Genomic DNA, 19,810 nt, shown 5'->3' with positions numbered 1-19,810 from the left:
CAAGAAGAGTGATAATTTTAGCACCCTCCCTTGTTATTACTGGAGGGCTGGCGAGGTATACTTTTTTCTAAAGTCTGCATATGCTAAGGCTATTCCCTCTTTCAGCTCAATCTTATGTTTGAAGCCTGTGCTATGCAGTTTACTAACATCCATTAATTTACGAGGCGTTCCATCTGGTTTTGTGGTGTCAAAAGTAAGCTCTCCTTCAAAGCCGACAACTTCTTTAATAAGCAGCGCCAGGTCTTTAATTGAAATATCTTCTCCTGTACCGATATTTACGAGCGTCCTTTCATTGTAGTGCTTCATCAGGTAAATGCAGGCGTCTGCCAGATCATCAGCAAACAGGAATTCACGCATTGGGCTACCTGTGCCCCAAACTACAACCTCAGATGCGCCGCTTTCCTTAGCCTCATGAAACTTCCTTATTAGAGCAGGTAGTACATGAGAATTATTCAAGTCATAATTATCGTTGTATCCATACAGGTTAGTAGGCATTACGCTGATAAAGTTACAGCCGTACTGGTCACGGTAGGCCTCACAAAGTTTAATGCCGGCAATCTTCGCAATAGCATAAGGCTCATTCGTCTGCTCTAGAGGGCCTGTAAGTAAATACTCCTCCTTAAGAGGCTGAGGCGCCATTTTAGGATATATGCACGATGACCCCAGAAACATAAGTTTTGTAACCTTATTTAAATAGGCGGCATGTATAATGTTTGCCTCTATAAGTACATTGTCATACAGGAAATCTGCCCTGTATATATTGTTTGCCTGAATACCTCCCACTTTTGCTGCAGCTAAAAAAACAAAATCTGGTTTTTCAGATTCAAAAAAATCATGTACAGCCTGCTGATTACGCAGGTCAAGCTCCGAAGAGGTACGTGTTATAATATTCTCATAGCCGCTGCTCTTTAATTTTTTTAAAATCGCAGAGCCAACCATTCCCCGATGTCCCGCAACATATATTTTAGAGTCTAACTCCATAGTTATAATTGTACGATTAATCTTATCAAATTTTACTTACACACTTGTCAGCCTCTTCCACCATGGCTTTGCCTGCACGTCCTCAGCATAATACCCATAGCCGTAGCCATAGCCATACCCGTAGCCATAATTTAACTTCTTAAAGTCAACGTCATTAAAGAGAATGGCTGTATTCTTTATTTTACCTGATTCATACTGCTGCTGGATGTTAGACAGGAAGCTTTTAAAAGTATAGTTCTGCCTTACCATAAAGATGTTTGCATCGGCTACCTGCATCAGCTCTAATCCATCTGATAGTATACCAACCGGAGGCGTATCCAGTATGATATAGTCGAAGCGCCGCTTCAATTCCTCTACCAGGTAGCTCATGCGTTTGTTAAGCAGGAGCTCAGATGGGTTAGGAGGAATCTCACCGGAAGGCAAAATGTACAGTCCCTCTTGTAAGGTTGGATGTATAACTTCATCCATGTTGGCATACCCTGCCAAATAGTTACTCAGGCCGACACCGCTGCTTACGCCAAAATCTGTGTTATTGTTTGGCTTTCGCATATCTGCATTTATAAGAATAGTGCGTTCACCGGATATAGCAAATATGTAAGCCAGGTTTTTAGCTGAAAAAGTTTTGCCTTCCCCACTGATTGAGGAAGTAATAACAAAGATTTTACCCTCTTCCGATTCGTGGTTCGTCATGAAGCGGAGGTTAGAGCGCACTGTTCTAAAAGCTTCTGAGAGTGCGGACTTAGGATTCTGATCGATAAGATTATGATTCTCTTTTTTATTGTGTCCGACCATACCTAAAATCGGAAGACTTGTAAGTTTTTTTACATCCTCCGTAGTGCTTATTTTATTATTAAGTAAATCTTTAAGGAAGATCAGCCCGATGGGTATAGCCAAGCCTAGTAAGAGTGCCGTGGTATAGTTTTTAGATGTTGTAGGTGATATCTGAGCTGATACGCCTGCACTGCTCAGTATGGTAACATCTGATGCGTTGGCAGCCTTGGCAATGCCAGCCTCCGCTCTTTTCTCCATCAGGAAGACATACAAATTCTCACTCAGGTTATATAAGCGTTGAATGTTAATAAGCTGTCTTTCAGCAGCAGGTAATTTTTTTAGAGAAGCCGTAGCCCTTGCTATTCTTCTATCAATATCGCGAAGAGCAATGTTATTAGCACTTTCAATACTGGAGAGATTTTCCAGTATAACATCCTTTAATTCACGGAACTGCTGACGCTTCACCCGTAACTCATTTGCAATAATAGTATTGGCAGCATTAGGCCGCTGAGACAGCGTTGAAATTTCAGACTGCAGTTCTATTAGCTGTAAGACAGATTGGTTTAGCACCGGATCGGAAATCCCAAGATTAGCCGGGGCTACAACAACCTCACTGTCTATACCTTTTTTAAGATAGTTGCGCAGGTACTGGAAATATTTATCTTTTACCAGTAGCTCAGCCTTTTCTTGTTCAAGAATTTGTATCTCTCCGGCTAGCTTGCCTCCTTCAGAACTCAAATCAAGTGCAGCATTATTCTTCTTAAAAGATTCGAGTCGTGTCTCAATAAAATATAAGGAGTCGCTGATCTGCTGCAACTGCTCATCTATAAAGTTTAGTGTATTTGTAGCGTTTGTGTTCTTTATTGCCAGGTTATTCTCTTTATAGGTTTCCATGTGGGCATTCAAGAAATCTATATCCTTGGCTGGTGTAGGGCCAGACAATTTAAGCGTTAAAGCGGAAGATCCTTTTGCGTAGGGAGAAACATCCAATGCACCTGCATACTGCCAGGCGAGCGCTTCTGGGTTATTTACTTTAAAAAGTAAGGGATAATTAGACTCTTTAGGAGATGCATGCAATGTGAATACGAAGCCTCCTACTTCATAACTCTTTCCTAAACTGAACTCCTTTTTAGCGAGGAGGCTACTCCAATAGCCATCTTCAGTAGTTAATCGGTACTGGGTGTTGTTTTCACTGAAATTTACTCTAAACAGCACATCATACGGAAGATTGGTAGAAGTTGAATCTATTTCTACATTTATCAAGAAGCTACCTCCATATAGCTCAGACAATTTTATATTACCTTCTTGGTAGTAAGACACATCAAAATCTAATTTTTGAATTGTCTGTAAAGCAAGGGCCGCTGTTTTTAATAGAATAGATTCATTTGTAAGGCTTTTAGTACTTTGAAAGATCTCTGAACCATAAAGCACAGCTGCTGCAGAGGCACCATCTTTAACGGGTTCGTTAACCATTACCGCCGAGCTTACCTGGTACTGTGGTATAGTATACCTATTGACCAAGAAGGCAATGGTAAGCGCAATAATTACGGAGACAAGTATAAAGTACCAATAACTTAGAACTTTAGCGGCTAACTTTATCAGGTCGAAACCTGTATCTTGTGTATTTTTATTTTCCAATTCAGAAAAAATTACTTTGTAGTTTACACTATCTTAAGAACCGGTCTATCAGCACTGTCAAGGTTGCAATAAGAGAAAGAGTCAGGCCAATATTTGCCAACAAGTTTTCCTGAACATATTTAGCAGGAAGTGGATCTATTACAATGGTGTCGTTTGGCTTCAGGTAAAAATTAGACATTGCCAGTACATTATCATCAAGCACACTAAATTTGTATAGTTTAGCTTGTCCATTTTCGTAACGAATTAGTTTTATACTAGCCCTATCAGAATATGGACTAAAACCACCGGCATTAGCGATTGCTTCAAGAACATTAATATTATCTTGGTATGTTGTAAACTGTCCCTGACCACCGCCCTCTCCTATTACGGTATATCTAAAAGTGAGCAGACGCAGATTAACAGTAGGCTCTGTTAGATAAGGCTTTAGCGCTTCTGTAACTTTTATTCTGGCTTCAGGCATGCTCAAACCGTTAAGGTTAACTTTGCCAATTACAGGCAAAACCATATTACCTTCCGCATCTAAAGTATAACCATCCAGAACTGGGTCTGTGGCGCCAAAAGTTGAAACGCCTGTACTTAGGAAGTTATATTCGGTAGGTGTGGTGCTCTGCACTTTTAGCGATAGTACGTCACCTGGCTGTAAAGTATAAACCGGCTGCTTCAGGTCAAATGTCCTTAAAAGCTCATCGGCTCTTGCAATGTCCTTCACCTTTGGGTTCTCCTGCAAGAGGATAATCTTTTTCTGCGGTACACAGGAAGCGAAGCAAAATAGGCCTAATATTATATAAAATGCGATAAAGGGCTTGCGCATTTGGTTTGGTCGTGATTAAGTTCTTTAGGTACGGTAAGTTCAGCAGTTTAAACCTAACTTACAAAGTACAAATTAGGGATTTTATTGTCTAATTTAATAGTATTAGAGGCATTTTCAGCAAAATCATTTTAAAAATTAACCTGCACGCCGTTGGAAATAGCATAGACAAAGCGCGTTACCGGCACAATAGGCTCATCCTCAAACACACAGTTGAAGTTTGTTCGGAAGGAGAATTTACTGTTCACTTTAAAATTAAGTGATACATCTCCGCTTATTCTGTTCCGGAAGTCATCAATTATACGATCGTACCCTACCTGGTAGTAAGCAATACCGTCGGTAGAAATGTGTTCGCTTAGCTTCGCCTTGGCACTTATGTAATTGGTAGATTTTGGTAGATCCGACACAACAAGTATCTGGTCCTGCTCTGGCTTTTCCCACTCTTCATGCTCGTGCATCACGCCAGTTCCAAAGTATAAAGTGAAGTCATTTTCGCGCAGTAAGGCCAATCTTACCCCTCCTCCTAATAGGGTACGCAGTTCAAGTCCACGGGCCTTGTCAGCCTGGGCTTGTGCAAAAAGCTCGTAAGATAATTTGCGTTTACGGTGCAGGTTTGCCCGAAGGTGAGAGTAGCCGGTACTGGCAACAGTGTTTCGCAGTTCACGCGAATCGTAGTTTACCAGCAGGTAGTTGTAGTAGTTCAAAAGAAGGTAACTGTGTTTACCGGAAATATACGCCAGATCACCTGTAAATGTTAGCTGCAGGTAGTTGTTCGGATTGTTCTTGCCTGCATTTCGGTTAAACATCGAGAAGTTGGCTCCCACTTTGCCTGTCAGGTAGTTCACTGTATCCTGGCTGACCCTTGACCGTTCAATGTTCAGTATCTGGGCATTAGCCTCATGATAGGAAGAGCAAACAAAGACAATAGAAATAATCAGGAAAAAGCATTTAATCGTAAGGGTCATTTAGGAGCTGATATAAAATTTTGTGATAAACCTTTATGCTTCTACTCTAGTGAACATCTGGCTTTTTATTGGTTATTATAATAAAACCAGAGGCACAGGATCAAAACACACTCGTATAAAAGAAAAAAGGTCTCTAATGAGTTAAAAACACAAATTTACAATAGTATGGCAAGAAGTTCAATAAAGATCATCCGGATGCTACGAGAAACTGCCAGGCGCTTAAAGAATGGCGCTCCCTATCAATGGGGACACATGGGCAGCTGCAACTGTGGTCACCTGGCCCAGACGATCACAAACTACAACAAAGGAGAGATACATAAGGCTGCGATGACACGTTACGGCGACTGGGCAGAACAATTGAGAGACTACTGCCCACAAAGCAACTTGCCTTTAGATACTTTAATAGATAAGATGCTGGAATCTGGCCTTACAAGGGAAGACCTAGCCAACCTGGAACGCCTGTCTGATAAGAACATACTGGCTCAACTTCCTGCAGGTACTCCCTACCTGAAGCATAACGTACGTGATGATGTAGTACTTTACCTCAACACTTGGGCAGCTATAATGGAAAATGAATTGCTCCAGAATATCAATCTCGAACCGCTACAGCAAGAAAATAAAGCGTTCGTACCATCAAGTTTGTTGTATAGCGAATAATTATAGAGTTTTGGGCTTCTACTGATAGAAAGCCCATGCACTCACAAAAACTACTTATACAAAAAACCGCAGATCATGTAAAATCACTTTTATCTGGTGAGGGATCAGGACATGATTGGTGGCATATTTACCGCGTCTGGAAGAATGCACAAAGTATAGCTATAGAAGAGCCTACTGCTAACGTGCATATAGTGGAACTGGCGGCTCTATTGCACGATATCGGGGACCACAAATTTCACAACGGCGATGAGACTGTGGGGCCGCGCATGGCCCGTGAGTGGCTGGAGCGACATAATATATTAGAAGCTGATATACAACACATTTGCACCATCATACAGGAGCTTTGCTTTAAGGGAGCGGGCACGTCGTCTGCCATGTCAAGTATAGAAGGGCGCATTGTGCAGGACGCTGACAGACTGGATGCCATTGGCGCGATTGGTATTGCCAGGACTTTCGCTTACGGCGGGCACAAAGACCGTTTGTTGTATGACCCAGAGGTAAAACCGGTACTGCATACTTCATTTGAAGACTACAAAGCAAGCACCGCTCCTACTATAAATCACTTCTACGAAAAGCTTTTACTCCTAAAAGACCGTATGCATACAAAAGCTGCCCGCAGGATAGCAGAACAGCGCCACCAGTACATGGAGACTTTTCTGCAGCAGTTTTATAAAGAGTGGGAAGGCAACTAACAATGAGGTCTTTTATGTAAAGGTCCTTATTTGCCAATGCAACCCTAAGAAAATCTAAAATATTAGTATTTAACCATTCATCAACACTATTCTACACTTAAGAGCAACCAATGGAGATACCATTACTCTCTGATGTCGTGATTATATTGGGCCTGGCAGTAATTGTCATACTGTTTTTCCAGCGCCTCAAGCTGCCAACCATATTGGGTTTCTTAGCCACGGGAGTAATTGCCGGTCCGCATGGCCTCAGCCTCATCAACGAAACACATGACATTGAGATACTGGCAGAGATAGGTGTTATCCTGTTGCTGTTTATCATTGGTATGGAATTCTCGCTGCGCAACTTGGCCATGATAAAAAGAACAGTATTGCTTGGCGGTTCGGCACAGGTGCTGGCTACGATTATACTTGTTGCCGGCATTATGCTGCTTTTAAAGTTCAGCACTGGCGAAGCTATTTTTATGGGTTTTCTGATCTCCCTGAGCAGTACAGCCATTGTCTTAAAACTGCTGCAAGACAAAGGTGAGATTAACAGCCCGCAAGGCAAAACTGTGTTGGGCATACTTATTTTCCAAGATATTATCGTGGTGCCCATGATGCTGCTTACGCCACTGATGGCTGGTGGCACGCAAAACATTGCCTTCGAACTGCTCTTGATGGCGTTAAAAGGCGTTTTTGTGATTGTATTTGTATTAATAAGCGCTCGGTACCTTGTTCCTAAGCTACTCTACCTGGTAGCCCGCACTAAAAGCAAAGAGCTATTTATACTTAGCATTGTTGTGATTTGCTTTGCTGTGGCTTGGCTTACCTCCAGCATGGGTTTGTCGCTGGCGCTGGGTGCGTTTATGGCCGGTCTTATCATTTCGGAGTCGGAATACAGCCACCAGGCCACCAGCAACATACTGCCTTTCAGGGAGATATTTACCAGCTTCTTCTTTGTATCTATTGGAATGCTGCTGGACTTTGCTTTTATGTTGCAGCACCTGCTGCCTATACTTGCCTTTACTGCGGCTACTTTCCTGCTAAAAGCTTTTGTGGCTACTATGGCGGCACGTATCCTTCAATACCCAATGCGTATCTCTATACTGGTAGGTTTATCGCTTTTCCAGGTAGGTGAGTTTGCCTTTATACTTTCAAATACAGGCATCGAGAACGGGGTGCTATCGCAGGAAACTTACCAATATTTCCTGTCTGTTTCGTTGCTCACCATGGCGGTTTCTCCCTTTGTGATCAATTCTTACCACAGGTTGAGTAACTCAATCAGTTCTCTTTTTGGTAGTTCGCAGGATCCAATTCCTTTTGACCAACACGACGCCCCTGAGCATCATGACGTACCAGAACTTACTGACCACATTGTGATAATTGGCTTTGGCATTAACGGGCGAAATGTAGCCAAGGCCGCCAAGCATGCCAATATTCCTTATGTAATAATTGAGTTAAATGCGGTAACTGTACGCCACGAACGGGTATTGGGTGAACCCATTCTTTACGGAGATGCCGTGCACAACATTATACTTTCGCATGTAAACATCCATAAAGCACGTGTGGTGGTAATTGCTATTTCAGACCCAGAGGCTACCAAGCGTATCATCTCCAGTATCAGGCTGGTAAGCGATAAGGTGCATATCATTGTACGCACTCGTTTTGTGCAGGAGATGGAGGAGAATTACCAGATTGGAGCCGACGAGGTGATTCCGGAGGAGTTTGAAACATCTATCGAGATTTTTACCCGTGTGCTTTCTAAATACCTGCTGCCCCGCGATCAAATAGAATCCTTTACACAAATGATTCGCGCAGATAATTATGATATGCTGCGAAGTATGGCAGGCCGCAACACCACCGGTACGAATCTCGACCTGGACCTACAGGAAATTGAAGTGGCAAGCCTCAGGGTATATACAGGCGATCAGGATATTGTAGATAAACCTCTCATTGAAGCAAATATACGCAACAACTTTAGCATCACAATTGTAGCAATAAAGAGAGAGGCTCAGACGATACTTGACATCAACGCTTCTACACAAATAAAAACAGGCGATATTGTGTATGTAGTAGGTAAACCCGACGATGTAATGCGCTTCAATAATTACCTGAAGGCAAATTGATAACTAAAAATAATTAGACGGTATTGATGTTTATCAGGCCGGTTTATACTTAAAGCTTATTCAGAATCTCCTCTACCTCCTGCTGCACTTTGCCATTGCCGGCACTAAAGTCATCAAAAGCACCTTCCGTCCAGCCGCGCCAAACCAGTTGGTTTGTTTTAGGACTGATGAAGTCTATGATCAGGGTGCCGGATTTGAATAAATCAACAGCGCGGTAGCCAGGCAAACCGGCATTGCCATAGTTATACCTGTAACCACTCATATAGGCATAGCTGTAGCCAAACCCATTAGGATAAGTACCGGGAGCATCTTTTTCTACAGGCACCGAAACGCTTAAGTCGTAAGCCAGCAGTACATCCGGGTTCTCCGTTACTTTCTTGTAGCCTTTTTCTTGCAACTCAGTTTCTACCGCTTTTACTATGCGTTCGTTCAATTCTCCTTTGTATCCTTTGTCAAAAGAAGCCGGAGCAGCCGGATTAGGCTGATACCAACTGTATGTGCGGTATAACTTAGTATTGGCTCCTGGTGCTATAATGCTACTCGTGTTTTTTATTCCGGATGTAACCATGCAGGAACTCAACAGTACCAGCATGAGGGCAATAGCAAGGGTATTCTGTAAACGGAATGCTTTCATACTTTTATTTATGGAGGACTTATGAGACCAACAGGTACAGTGCAAATGTAAGGGCAATTAAGCAAGCGTAAAAGCTTTTTATACTTGCCAGACGCTTGTATCCTTCTACGAACCACCTTTGTGCACCCTCACTTCTCTACTTTATCTCCAGTTTTAAAGATACATAGGAAATTAAAATATAGTGAAAAACAACTCAGTGGTCATTCTTACGTGTATGTGAAAAGGAAACAAGAAACTAATTTGAAAATAATATGAGAGATATTTCAGCACATGTACCCTCCCCGCCACCAAAATGGGTAGAGAACTTTGCCCGGGTAGGCCTAACTGCCAAAGGTGTTGTTTATTGCTTGGTGGGCATACTAGCCTTTATGGCTGCCTTTGAGCTAGGCAGAAACTCTTCTAATGGTGCAGGTAAGCAAGGTGTATTTCAGTTTATACTGGAGCAGCCATTTGGTAAATGGCTTTTAGGAATTGTTGCTCTTGGCTTAGCCTGCTATGCTATATGGCGACTGATACAGGGAGTAAACGACTCTGAAAACAAAGGAGACGATGCCAAGGGCATTGCAAAAAGACTCCGGTATATCTTTAGTGGACTGGTGTATGCCGCACTTGCTTATTTGGCTGCCCAAATGGTACTTGGCAACAGCGGTGGCAGCTCCGGAGGCGGAGATTCTCGCGAAACGCTTGCAGCTCAACTGCTTCAACAGCCCTTTGGGCAATGGTTGGCTGGAATTGTGGCAATAATCATTATTGGCACAGGCATTTACCAAATCTACTATGGCCTATCCGACAAGTATAAAAAGAATGTACGCGGAGCCGGCCTAAAGCACGAAGTTGAGGAAAAAATGGTGCGCATGGGGAAAATAGGCTATGTTGCCCGGGGAGTTGTATGGATACTTATCGGTTACATGTTCCTGAAAGCCGCTATGCAGTCTGATCCTCAGGAGGCAGGTGGCAGTGGGCAGGCATTTCAGTTCCTGGAGAGCTCATCCTATGGTTCTTACCTGTTAGGAGCAGTTGCTGTTGGCTTGGTTTTCTACGGGATTTTCATGTTCATGAGAGCCAAATATCAACCTATCAGCACTTCATCGTAACTATAACAGCATTTAAACTTCAGCGGGTTGCCGGGACAAATACAGCATCTAACGATCTGATTCTGTCTCGGCAACTCATATTTTATTGGTAAATCAACCTATCAGTAAACCTTCCCTTATCAGCAACATATCCGTTTAACCAATAACAACTTAAGGCATAACAGAGAATTATAAACTTTAAAGTGATAAAAAACACTTTTCAAGTATGCATTTAGTGTTAACTTTGGTGGTTCCAAACACTATGCAGCTTACAATTACATGAAGAACACGCCCTTTAAGATATTTATTCTAGACGACGACGTTTGGTATAGTGAACTGCTGGAATATCATCTTTCACTAAATCCTGACTACGAACTTAAAAAATTCCACTCTGCTAAAGATTGCCTTGCCAGCCTATACGAACGCCCTAATGTAATCACACTCGATTATTCTTTGCCCGATAAGAACGGCGACGAGGTACTAAAGAGCATCAAAGAGCAAAACCCGGATACCCAGGTAATTATTATTTCTGGGCAGGAAGATGTGGCCACAGCAGTTGACCTGCTTAAGAAAGGCGCATACGATTACATTGTTAAAGACGAGGAAACTCCGGAACGCCTTTGGAATACGGTAAACAAAATCCGAGAGAACGTTTCGCTTCGGGAAGAGATAAGCCAACTTCGCGAAGAAATCGGGCAAAAGTATGATTTTAGTAATGTCATCATTGGTAACAGCGAACCCATAAAACGCGTGTTCGCCATGATGGATAAGGCTGCTAAAACCAATATCACAGTATCTATCAATGGCGAAACGGGAACAGGTAAAGAGTTAGTTGCCAAAGCCATACACTACAACAGCAACCGCAAGAGAGCACCTTATGTGGCGGTAAACGTAGCGGCTATACCCAGAGAACTGATAGAAAGCGAATTATTTGGGCACGAGAAGGGTGCCTTTACCGGAGCCGTATCGCGCAGATTGGGTAAATTTGAAGAAGCAAATAAGGGTACTATTTTCCTGGATGAGATCGGGGAGCTGGATGTAAGCCTGCAGGCAAAGCTGCTACGCGTGTTGCAGGAAAAAGAGATAACCCGCGTGGGCGGCAATACCTTGGTGCCTGTGGATGTACGCATTATCGTAGCTACCCATAAAAACCTAGCAGAAGAGGTAAAAAAAGGAAATTTCAGAGAAGACTTATACTACCGCCTGCTTGGTCTACCCATCCTTTTGCCACCACTCCGCGACAGGGGCAGCGATATTCTTGTTCTTGCCAAATACTTTATAGATGGGTTTGCCAAAGAAAACGGTTTGGGCAAAAAAAGCCTTTCTGAGAAAGCGCAGAAGAAGCTACTCTCCTACTCTTTTCCGGGTAACGTGCGTGAGCTGAGAGCTATTGTAGAGCTAGCAGTGGTGCTGTCGGATAACGAGCAGATCCATGACCAGGATATTAACCTAACAGCCGGAAATACAGAAAAAGACTTTCTTGCCACCGAACGAACGCTAAAGGAATATACTATAGAAATTATCCAGCGCTTCCTGGAAAAGTATGAGTACAATGTGCTTTACGTTGCAGATAAGCTTAATATAGGTAAATCAACCATTTACCGGATGATTCAGAATAAAGAGCTGATTATACGCTAAAATTATATGGGTTAGTCCCCCTATCTTTATCAAGTATGAAGATCTGAAAACATTTGTTCTTTTATCTTTCTTATTTAGTAGTATAGCTGTTTAATAGTTGTGCATTGTATTGGCAGGCAAAAATGAATCTTTTAACCTGTAAATGGTTTATCTTTTAGGCGAAATTGGTTCTGAAATGAATATAAGCAAGGAGATTGCAGCATTAAAGCAACAACTGGAGCAAGAGAAAGCAGCCAGGCTAAAAGCTGAAAAGATAACAGAGGCCCAAGCTCATGTTCTTGAAAACCTTATACTTATAGAGCCTATAACTCCTTTTCTAGGCAGCAATAATACACAGCACCCAATTATTTTAAAGTACAACGCCCTACATGAGCTGTTGCCTTTAAATAAAGCGGCACAAGACTTCTTAAATACTCAAGTCCAAGATCGCCTTCTCGCATTTAAGCGACTATTGCAACATAAGCTGTATCAGTTCAACAATACTTCTGACAGCGCACTTCACACTTCAGTTAGTGATAATCTGTACAAGTTGCTTGTTGTACCTGCTTATGATGATGCTGGTTATATATTATATCTGACCGATGCGCAGCAAACAAACTCAGCCGCCAATGCCCTGCAGGAAAGCAGAAATTTTGTTAAGAATATTGCACGCACCATTCCAGACATCATCTATATATATGATTTGGAGGAAAGTAAGAACATCTATCTGAACGAGCACATAAAAAGTATTCTGGGATATACAGATGCAGATGTTGCCTCTATCAGCAGCGAAATGCTTAGGGCGTTAATATTGCCTGAAGATGTTGTAAAGCTATATAGGCATGTAAAGCAAATGCAGAAAACTGCTGACGGTGAAGTGCTGGAAGTTGAATACAAGGTAAGGTGCAAAGACGGAAGAATAAAAAACTTGTTGTGCCGTGAGAGTGTGTTCCGTAGAAATATGCAGGGGGAGGTGAAGCAAATAATCGGCTCTGCACAGGATGTAACCACACTCCACCAAAAAAGCAAAGAGCTATTGCGTCAGAAAGACTTTTACGAGTCAATCCTAAATCATATACCTTCTGATGTAGCCGTTTACAATAATAAACTAGAGTACCTCTTTTTAAACCCGGCAGCAATCAAAGATCCGGAGCTCCGAAAATGGATCATTGGTAAGACAAACGAAGACTATAGCCGTTACAGAGGCATACCGCAGGAGCGGATGAAGCAACGCGGCGCTTACTTGCAGCGTGTACTCGACGAGAAAGCCTTAATTGAGTTTGAAGAGGCTATTCTGGATAAAGAAGGAAAAGAACAACGTTTTATTCGCCGCCTAAACCCGGTGCTAAACGATAAAAGCCAGGTAGAACTGGTAATAGGCCATGGCCTTAATATAACTGAGCTGAGAAAGGCGCAGGAAGAGATAGTAGCCAGCGAGGCAAAAAACAGAGCCATACTAGCAGCCATCCCCGACCTTATGTTTATCATAAACAAAGATGGCTATTACCTGGACATGAAGAATGTAGATGAACTGCATCTAACTGTACCGAAAGACAAAGTAATTGGCAACCACATAAATCAGATGCTGCCCCAGCCCCTGGCAGAAAAATTACTGAGGCTTATACAGCGGGTTGTGCATACCGGCCAGTACGAGAAAACAGAATATGACATTGATTTTCCGGACGGCACCCGCTATTACGAGGGCAGGGTGCTGAAGTACAGTGACAATGAGGTGTTGGCTATTATCAGAGATAACACTGAAGAGCTTAAAACCGCCCAGGAGGTACAAGAGAAGAATGACTTTATCCGGCAGGTTGTAGACTCCAGCCCAAGCCTGATTTTCGTGAAAGATGCCGCTGGTAAATTTTCCTTTGTGAATACGGAGTGCGCCAACTTGTTCGGAAAATCTGTAAATGAACTGGTAGGCGCCAGCGCTAATACCTTTTATAAACATCAAGATGAGCCATCATTCTACAACACAGTAGACAAACAAGTAGTTGAAGAAGGCTTGGTTGTAAAGCTGGAAGAAAAATTCACGAAACCAAACGGAGAGACTGTCTGGCTTAACACGATCAAAAAACCATTATTCACAAGCAACGGTGAAGTACAAGTACTGGGCATCGCCACCAATATAACCGAACAGCGCCAGGCAAAGCACCGGCTCGAGGAAAGTGAAGAGCTCTTCAGGCTTCTTTCTGAAAACTCAAAGGACTTGATAAGCCTGCATGAACCTAATGGCCGGTATATATATGTGTCTAAAGCATGTAAAGAGTTGCTGGGCTACGAGCCGGAGGAGTTAATTGGCAGCATGCCAATTGATATACTCCATCCGGAAGATATAGACCTTATTGGGCAGAAAGGAAATGTGAACTACCTGTTGGAACACAAAAACATTTTGGTACAGCACAGGCTACTTCGAAAAGACGGATCTGTGCAGTGGGTGGAGACGAACATTAAGCCTATACTTAACGAGGCCGGCGAAGTAGTAAAGATTCAGTCGGCGGTGCGGGATATCGAGGAACGCAAGAAGGCAGAAGAAGCTTTAAAGGAAAGCGAGAAAAAATACCGCGACCTGATTAATTACAGCCGGGCTTACTTCTGTACGCATGACATGCAGGGCATTTTGCAGGAAACCAACCCATACATGCTCGACATGCTGGGCTATACCACAGACGAAATGGTGGGCAAAAACCTGAAGTCGTTTTTACCAGAGCACCACCAGACTAACTTCAACAGCTACCTGAGAGAGTTTAGAAAGAAGAAATTGGTGGAGGGCATCTTTACTGTGCTTAACAAAGAGCAGGAAGAGCGGTACCTTTTCTATAAGAACTACAAAGTAGAAGAGCCAAATACAAAGCCCTATATTATTTGCATTGCCCAGGATATTACCGATAGGATGCACACCGAGCAGCAGCTTAAAAAAGCGAAGGAAGCTGCAGAGGAATCCGCACGGGTGAAAGAGAATTTCCTGGCAAATATGAGCCATGAAATACGGACTCCGATGAATGGCATTATGGGTATGGCTAGCCTACTAAATAAAAGTCCGCTTAACCAGGCACAGAAAAACTATATTAAGATTATACAGCAGTCAGCAGACAACCTGCTTGTTATTATAAATGATATCCTGGACATCGCCAAAATTGAAGCCGGAAAGCTAGAATTGGAGGAGATCCCTTTTAACCTTACCGACACCGTAAAGGCAGCCTATCAAACACTGATTTACAAAGCTGAGGAAAAAGAACTTGCATATCTCATCAAGCCGCTGCACCTAAAGCATCAGACGGTAATCGGCGACCCTTACCGCTTAAACCAAGTGCTGCTGAACCTGCTTAACAATGCCATTAAATTTACAGATGCTGGAAGTGTTACGCTAAGCTGCAGCGTATTAGAGGAGAACGAAGAGAAACTGACGCTAGAGTTTGCCGTGTCAGATACCGGCATCGGAATTCCAGTTGATAAAAGAGACTATATCTTTGAAGGATTCGCACAAGCCTACTCTAGCACGACCAGGAAGTATGGCGGCACAGGTCTGGGCCTTAGCATTTGCCGCAACCTAATTGAGATGCAGCACGGTGAGATTTGGGTTGAGAGTGAGGAAAACCATGGAAGTACTTTTAAATTCAGGCTTACCTACGCAAAGTATAACGGCAACATTGATACACCTAGAAAAGAAGACGTAGATTTTACTAGCCTTGCTGGCACAAAAGTGCTACTGGCCGAGGATAATGAAGTGAACACATTCTTGGCTAAATCGATTATGGAAGGCTGGGATTTTGAGGTAGAAGTGGCCCGAAACGGACGGGAAGCTGTTGAGAAGGCGGAACAGAACACTTATGATGTGATATTAATGGACATCCAAATGCCGGAGTTAAGCGGTTTGGATGCTACGCAGCTTATCCGCTCCAGTCAGGATGGCACAAAAGCAGGTATACCGATTATCGCATTAACAGCCAACGCATTAAAGGGCGATGCCGAAAAGTACCTAAGCATTGGCATGAACGCCTATATCTCTAAACCATTTGAGGAAGAAGAACTTTACCTAAAAATAGCTAATATCTTACCACACAAAGTATTAAGCAACAGAAGTGCCTCAATGAAAAGTATAGACAAAGAAGAGAATGCGCCCTTTGCACCTTTATACGACCTGAGCATTCTGCATAAAATGTCGAGGGGGAATGAAGCGTTTATACAGCGAACAAAAAAACTGTTTATTCAAACTGTGCCAGATACACTATCAGAGATACGCGTACGGCAGCAGCAGAATGACTGGGCTGGAGTAAGCGCAGCAGCTCATAAGCTAAAGTCCACTATTGACACACTTCGCATTGAAAAACTGAAAGATGTGATTCGGCAGATAGAGTTAGGCGCTAAAGCAGATGAACCAAACGAAGCCGTAGAAGAAAACATCGAATTTCTGCAGGAAGTGATGGCACAAGTACTGCAGCAGATGAAGACAGAAGTATAAATTGACTCACAAAAGCCCCTGTAATTTAGTTTCAGGGGCTTTTGCTTTTACCACGCCACCCCTGCCTCAAAACTCTTTCAGGCTAAAAACGGTACACTTGGGGCATGTATTAAGTATAAACTTATGGTTGCTGTTTAAGAATAAAGGCAGCAACTGTATTATTTTTTAAGTGTTTGCCTTCAGTAGCAAACAACAAAGCACATTAAAATTCATGCAGCAACCACTTCCCGACTTTACCGATATCTGCACCTTCCGGCAGGACCTGCACAAACACCCGGAACTTTCCGGCAACGAAAACCTGACAGCAGCACGCATAATAAAATTCCTGGAGAAGTATAAACCTGATTGCATTATCTCAGGTTTGGGAGGAACAGGGGTTACCGCAATCTTTGAAGGAGAAATAAAAGATGGACCTGCCATACTTTTCAGAGCTGAGCTTGATGCCCTGCCCATACTGGAAGTAAATGACATGCAATACACCTCTACTGTTGAGGGAGTAAGCCACAAATGCGGCCATGACGGCCACATGGCTATACTGGCAGGTTTAGCCAAGTTGTTACACCGCAAACCTATAACAAAAGGAAAAATTATACTTCTGTTTCAACCCGCCGAAGAGACAGGTCAGGGCGCATGGGCGGTTTTGAAAGATGATCGGTTTGGTCAACTAGAGCCAGACTACGTTTTTGCGCTACACAATTTACCAGGCTTTACTGCCAACCAGGTTGTGGTACGGGAACATACGTTTGCTGCAGCCTCTACAGGCATGATTGTGGAGCTTTTTGGCCTGGAGTCGCATGCGGCGGAGCCTGAAAACGGATTAAACCCGGGGCAGGCAATGGCAGAGCTTATACTTGCATTCAACAATCTTATACTTGATAAAAGCAGGTTCAAGGACCTTACCCTACTCACAGTAATCCATGCACGCTTGGGCGAGATAGCTTTTGGTACCAACCCCGGCTTTGCAACGGTTATGGCTACGCTTCGCTCGTTTCAGCAGGCAGACCTGGATCTATTAAAAAACCTTACTACAGATGCTGTAAAAGAGATTGCCGGCAAGTATAATCTAAGGTATAAAATAAGCTTTACAGAAGAGTTTCCGGCTACAGTTAACCACCAAGATGCCGTAAACCAGGTGAAAGCGGCAGCCAAAACACTGGAACTAGACCTGCAGGAAGCCGTAAACCCCTTTAAATGGTCTGAGGATTTTGGGCACTTTACCCGCAAGTATAAAGGCGCGTTGTTTGGCTTGGGCGCAGGCACTCACCAGTCACAGCTTCACCATGCCGATTACGATTTCCCGGACAGTATCATTCCAACTGGCGCTACGCTTTTCTATACCATTGCGTCAGGCATCCTGAACAAATAACTCATTATGTTCCATAGCTCTTACATCGAACTTAGTAAATCAGCACTTCAAAACAATATAGACTTCATAAAGCAGGAGATCGGACCGAATGTACAGTTCTCTTCCGTGATAAAAGGCAACGCCTATGGCCACGGCATTGAGCAGTATGCCATACTTGCACAGCAGTGCGGCGTGGATCATTTTTCTGTTTTCAGTGCCGATGAGGCGCAGCGCCTGTTGGCAGTAATCTCTAAACCGGCCACTGTTCTGATTATGGGCTACCTCGATAATGAAGAGTTGAAATGGGCCATACAAAACGACCTGGAGTTTTTCGTGTTTGAGCAGGACAGGCTAACAGAAGCTGCTAAAACAGCCCGAATGCTTGGCAAAAAGGCTACTATTCACCTAGAGGTTGAAACCGGCATGAACAGGACAGGCTTTGCCCCACACCTGCTGTGCAGTATATTGGATCAACTACACAACTATAAAGATGCTATTTATTTAAAAGGCGTTTGCACACACTTTGCAGGCGCTGAAAGCATGCAGAACCATGAGCGTATAATGGAGCAACTAAGGCTTTTTAACGAACAGGTTAGCCTAGTTAAAGCGAAAGGGTTTGACCCGGAGCAAATACACACAGCCTCCTCTGCCGCCACGTTTTTTTATCCGCACACCCGCTTGAATCTGGTGCGTGTGGGCATTATGCAGTATGGCTTTTGGCCCAGCCCCGAAACGTATGACTTTTATAGTAAGCAACATCCTGATAAAAAGGACCCGCTACGCCGCCTGATAAACTGGAAAACACACGTCATGACCCTGAAGCAGGTAAAGCAAGGCGACTACATCGGGTATGGTAGCTCCTTTAAAGCACCCAGAGATATGGTGTTGGCTATTGTGCCTGTAGGTTATGCCTGGGGTTACAGCAGAAGCCTGAGTAACCAAGGGCAGGTGCTGATATGTGGCCAACAGGTACCCGTGGTGGGCATCGTCAGTATGAATGTACTAACGGTAGATGTTACAGATGTGCCGGATGTACAGAAAGGTGATGAGGTGGTATTGCTAGGGAAGCAAAAAGACAAAAGCATAAGTGTGGCTTCGTTTGCCGAACTGAGCACGCAGCTGAACTATGAACTACTCACGCGCCTGCCCATGAATATTCCGCGCCTGATCGTAGACTAGAATGATTTCGCCGCCTACCTGAAACTTTTAAAATGATAGCCACAATTAAAGCAATAGTGGGCCCCCGACTGATGCCCCTCTTCGTGGCAATTAGGGCAAACTTTTGTTGATGCAAGTGCCTCCTTCTCTGACTTTGCCAGCTCTACCGAGACAATACCAGTTGGCACAGCAATAATTCCATAGCCCATAATCATAATAAAGCTGGCTAGTATCTGCCCAAGTGTTGTGGAAGGCGCAATATCGCCATAGCCAACTGTGGTTAAGGTGACGATGGCCCAATAAATGCTTTTAGGTATACTTGTAAAACCGCTCTGCGCTCCCTCAATCACATACATCAAGGAGCCTACAATGAGCACAATCATAAGAACCACTCCCAGAAATACCATAATTTTTGCCATACTGGCACGCAGCGCTTTTGACAGCACCTCTCCTTCATTTATAAAGCGCGTCAGCTTAAAAATACGTGCGATCCTGAGCAGTCTCAGTACCCTTATCACCAGGAAATACTGCGTACCAAGAACAAACAAGCTAAGGTATGTAGGAATAATAGAAAGCAGGTCAACAATTCCGAAGAAAGAAAATATGTAATTAAGCGGTTTAGGTGAACTATAAATTCTGAGGAAATACTCTACCGTAAAGATTATGGTAAAGACCCACTCCAGCGTCAGGAACAATTGAAGATACTCCCGGCGTAGTTCCACCACACTTTCTAGGGTTACTACTATTACACTGGAAAGTATAAGTATGAGAAGCACCACATCGAACCACTTACCTGCAGGTGTCTCAGCCTCAAAGATTATCGTATAAAGCTTCTTTCGCAGACTTTGTTTATGTGGGGCTGTTGCCATTCGCTATGAACTTACTTTTTTGACAGCTTTGA

The 19,810-nt window shown here is 43.3% G+C and carries 14 protein-coding genes; 8 read left to right on the top strand and 6 right to left on the bottom strand.

The window, feature by feature from the left end:
• Positions 1-36 precede the first annotated feature (36 nt).
• From fcl to H8S84_RS01955, 4 genes are all read right to left on the bottom strand, one after another.
• Positions 37-981: a GDP-L-fucose synthase gene (gene fcl, locus H8S84_RS01970; RefSeq protein ID WP_187065599.1), complete on the bottom strand. Its 945-nt coding sequence runs from the start codon at positions 979-981 to the stop codon at positions 37-39.
• A 36-nt stretch (positions 982-1,017) separates the two neighbouring features.
• On the bottom strand, positions 1,018-3,390 hold the full coding sequence (locus H8S84_RS01965) for a GumC family protein (RefSeq protein WP_187065598.1): 2,373 nt from the start codon (positions 3,388-3,390) through the stop codon (positions 1,018-1,020).
• 28 nt (positions 3,391-3,418) lie between these two features.
• On the bottom strand, positions 3,419-4,117 hold the full coding sequence (locus H8S84_RS01960) for a polysaccharide biosynthesis/export family protein (protein WP_187065597.1): 699 nt from the start codon (positions 4,115-4,117) through the stop codon (positions 3,419-3,421).
• 212 nt (positions 4,118-4,329) lie between these two features.
• The gene (locus tag H8S84_RS01955; RefSeq protein ID WP_187065596.1) at positions 4,330-5,163 is read right to left on the bottom strand and encodes a DUF481 domain-containing protein; all 834 of its coding nucleotides are present in this window, start codon (positions 5,161-5,163) and stop codon (positions 4,330-4,332) included.
• 165 nt (positions 5,164-5,328) lie between these two features.
• Here H8S84_RS01955 and H8S84_RS01950 point away from each other — a divergent pair, with 165 nt between their 5' ends.
• From H8S84_RS01950 to H8S84_RS01940, 3 genes are all read left to right on the top strand, one after another.
• Positions 5,329-5,820 carry a hypothetical protein gene (locus H8S84_RS01950; RefSeq protein WP_187065595.1) on the top strand — a complete coding sequence of 164 codons (492 nt, stop codon included), beginning with the start codon at positions 5,329-5,331 and terminating at the stop codon, positions 5,818-5,820.
• 35 nt (positions 5,821-5,855) lie between these two features.
• Complete coding sequence (locus H8S84_RS01945; protein ID WP_187065594.1) at positions 5,856-6,512, top strand: HD domain-containing protein; 657 nt, start codon at positions 5,856-5,858, stop codon at positions 6,510-6,512.
• Between the two features lie 110 nt (positions 6,513-6,622).
• On the top strand, positions 6,623-8,617 hold the full coding sequence (locus H8S84_RS01940; RefSeq protein ID WP_187065593.1) for a monovalent cation:proton antiporter family protein: 1,995 nt from the start codon (positions 6,623-6,625) through the stop codon (positions 8,615-8,617).
• A 49-nt stretch (positions 8,618-8,666) separates the two neighbouring features.
• On the opposite strand, the gene H8S84_RS01935 is transcribed toward H8S84_RS01940, so the two are convergent.
• The gene (locus tag H8S84_RS01935; protein WP_187065592.1) at positions 8,667-9,251 is read right to left on the bottom strand and encodes a DUF4136 domain-containing protein; all 585 of its coding nucleotides are present in this window, start codon (positions 9,249-9,251) and stop codon (positions 8,667-8,669) included.
• A gap of 251 nt (positions 9,252-9,502) precedes the next feature.
• Here H8S84_RS01935 and H8S84_RS01930 point away from each other — a divergent pair, with 251 nt between their 5' ends.
• The 5 genes from H8S84_RS01930 to alr all read left to right on the top strand — a co-directional run bounded on the left by H8S84_RS01930 (position 9,503) and on the right by alr (position 18,930).
• Positions 9,503-10,345 carry a DUF1206 domain-containing protein gene (locus tag H8S84_RS01930; RefSeq protein WP_187065591.1) on the top strand — a complete coding sequence of 281 codons (843 nt, stop codon included), beginning with the start codon at positions 9,503-9,505 and terminating at the stop codon, positions 10,343-10,345.
• Positions 10,346-10,603: 258 nt separating this feature from the next.
• Positions 10,604-11,962: a sigma-54-dependent transcriptional regulator gene (locus tag H8S84_RS01925; protein WP_187065590.1), complete on the top strand. Its 1,359-nt coding sequence runs from the start codon at positions 10,604-10,606 to the stop codon at positions 11,960-11,962.
• Between the two features lie 142 nt (positions 11,963-12,104).
• The gene (locus tag H8S84_RS01920; protein ID WP_187065589.1) at positions 12,105-16,406 is read left to right on the top strand and encodes a PAS domain S-box protein; all 4,302 of its coding nucleotides are present in this window, start codon (positions 12,105-12,107) and stop codon (positions 16,404-16,406) included.
• 211 nt (positions 16,407-16,617) lie between these two features.
• Positions 16,618-17,772, top strand: a complete 1,155-nt coding sequence (locus H8S84_RS01915) for an amidohydrolase (RefSeq protein ID WP_187065588.1) — start codon at positions 16,618-16,620, stop codon at positions 17,770-17,772.
• Positions 17,773-17,778: 6 nt separating this feature from the next.
• A complete protein-coding gene (gene alr, locus H8S84_RS01910; protein WP_187065587.1) occupies positions 17,779-18,930 on the top strand; it encodes an alanine racemase in 1,152 nt (383 codons plus the stop codon).
• 14 nt (positions 18,931-18,944) lie between these two features.
• On the opposite strand, the gene H8S84_RS01905 is transcribed toward alr, so the two are convergent.
• On the bottom strand, positions 18,945-19,778 hold the full coding sequence (locus tag H8S84_RS01905; protein WP_187065586.1) for an ion transporter: 834 nt from the start codon (positions 19,776-19,778) through the stop codon (positions 18,945-18,947).
• Positions 19,779-19,810 lie beyond the last annotated feature (32 nt).

Source organism: Pontibacter cellulosilyticus, from assembly GCF_014306105.1.
Taxonomy (GTDB): Bacteria; Bacteroidota; Bacteroidia; order Cytophagales; family Hymenobacteraceae; genus Pontibacter; species Pontibacter cellulosilyticus.
The sequence above is the reverse complement of the archived record's forward strand: the minus strand, read 5'-3'. Positions and strand labels throughout refer to the sequence as shown.

Excerpts from the sequence above, each read along its gene's own strand:
- fcl (WP_187065599.1), bottom strand. The coding sequence starts at position 981 with ATGGAGTTAGACTCTAAAATATATGTTGCGGGACATCGGGGAATGGTT.
- H8S84_RS01955 (WP_187065596.1), bottom strand. The coding sequence starts at position 5,163 with ATGACCCTTACGATTAAATGCTTTTTCCTGATTATTTCTATTGTCTTT.
- H8S84_RS01950 (WP_187065595.1), top strand. The coding sequence starts at position 5,329 with ATGGCAAGAAGTTCAATAAAGATCATCCGGATGCTACGAGAAACTGCC.
- H8S84_RS01945 (WP_187065594.1), top strand. The coding sequence starts at position 5,856 with ATGCACTCACAAAAACTACTTATACAAAAAACCGCAGATCATGTAAAA.
- H8S84_RS01940 (WP_187065593.1), top strand. The coding sequence starts at position 6,623 with ATGGAGATACCATTACTCTCTGATGTCGTGATTATATTGGGCCTGGCA.
- H8S84_RS01935 (WP_187065592.1), bottom strand. The coding sequence starts at position 9,251 with ATGAAAGCATTCCGTTTACAGAATACCCTTGCTATTGCCCTCATGCTG.
- H8S84_RS01930 (WP_187065591.1), top strand. The coding sequence starts at position 9,503 with ATGAGAGATATTTCAGCACATGTACCCTCCCCGCCACCAAAATGGGTA.
- H8S84_RS01925 (WP_187065590.1), top strand. The coding sequence starts at position 10,604 with ATGAAGAACACGCCCTTTAAGATATTTATTCTAGACGACGACGTTTGG.
- H8S84_RS01920 (WP_187065589.1), top strand. The coding sequence starts at position 12,105 with ATGGTTTATCTTTTAGGCGAAATTGGTTCTGAAATGAATATAAGCAAG.
- H8S84_RS01915 (WP_187065588.1), top strand. The coding sequence starts at position 16,618 with ATGCAGCAACCACTTCCCGACTTTACCGATATCTGCACCTTCCGGCAG.
- alr (WP_187065587.1), top strand. The coding sequence starts at position 17,779 with ATGTTCCATAGCTCTTACATCGAACTTAGTAAATCAGCACTTCAAAAC.
- H8S84_RS01905 (WP_187065586.1), bottom strand. The coding sequence starts at position 19,778 with ATGGCAACAGCCCCACATAAACAAAGTCTGCGAAAGAAGCTTTATACG.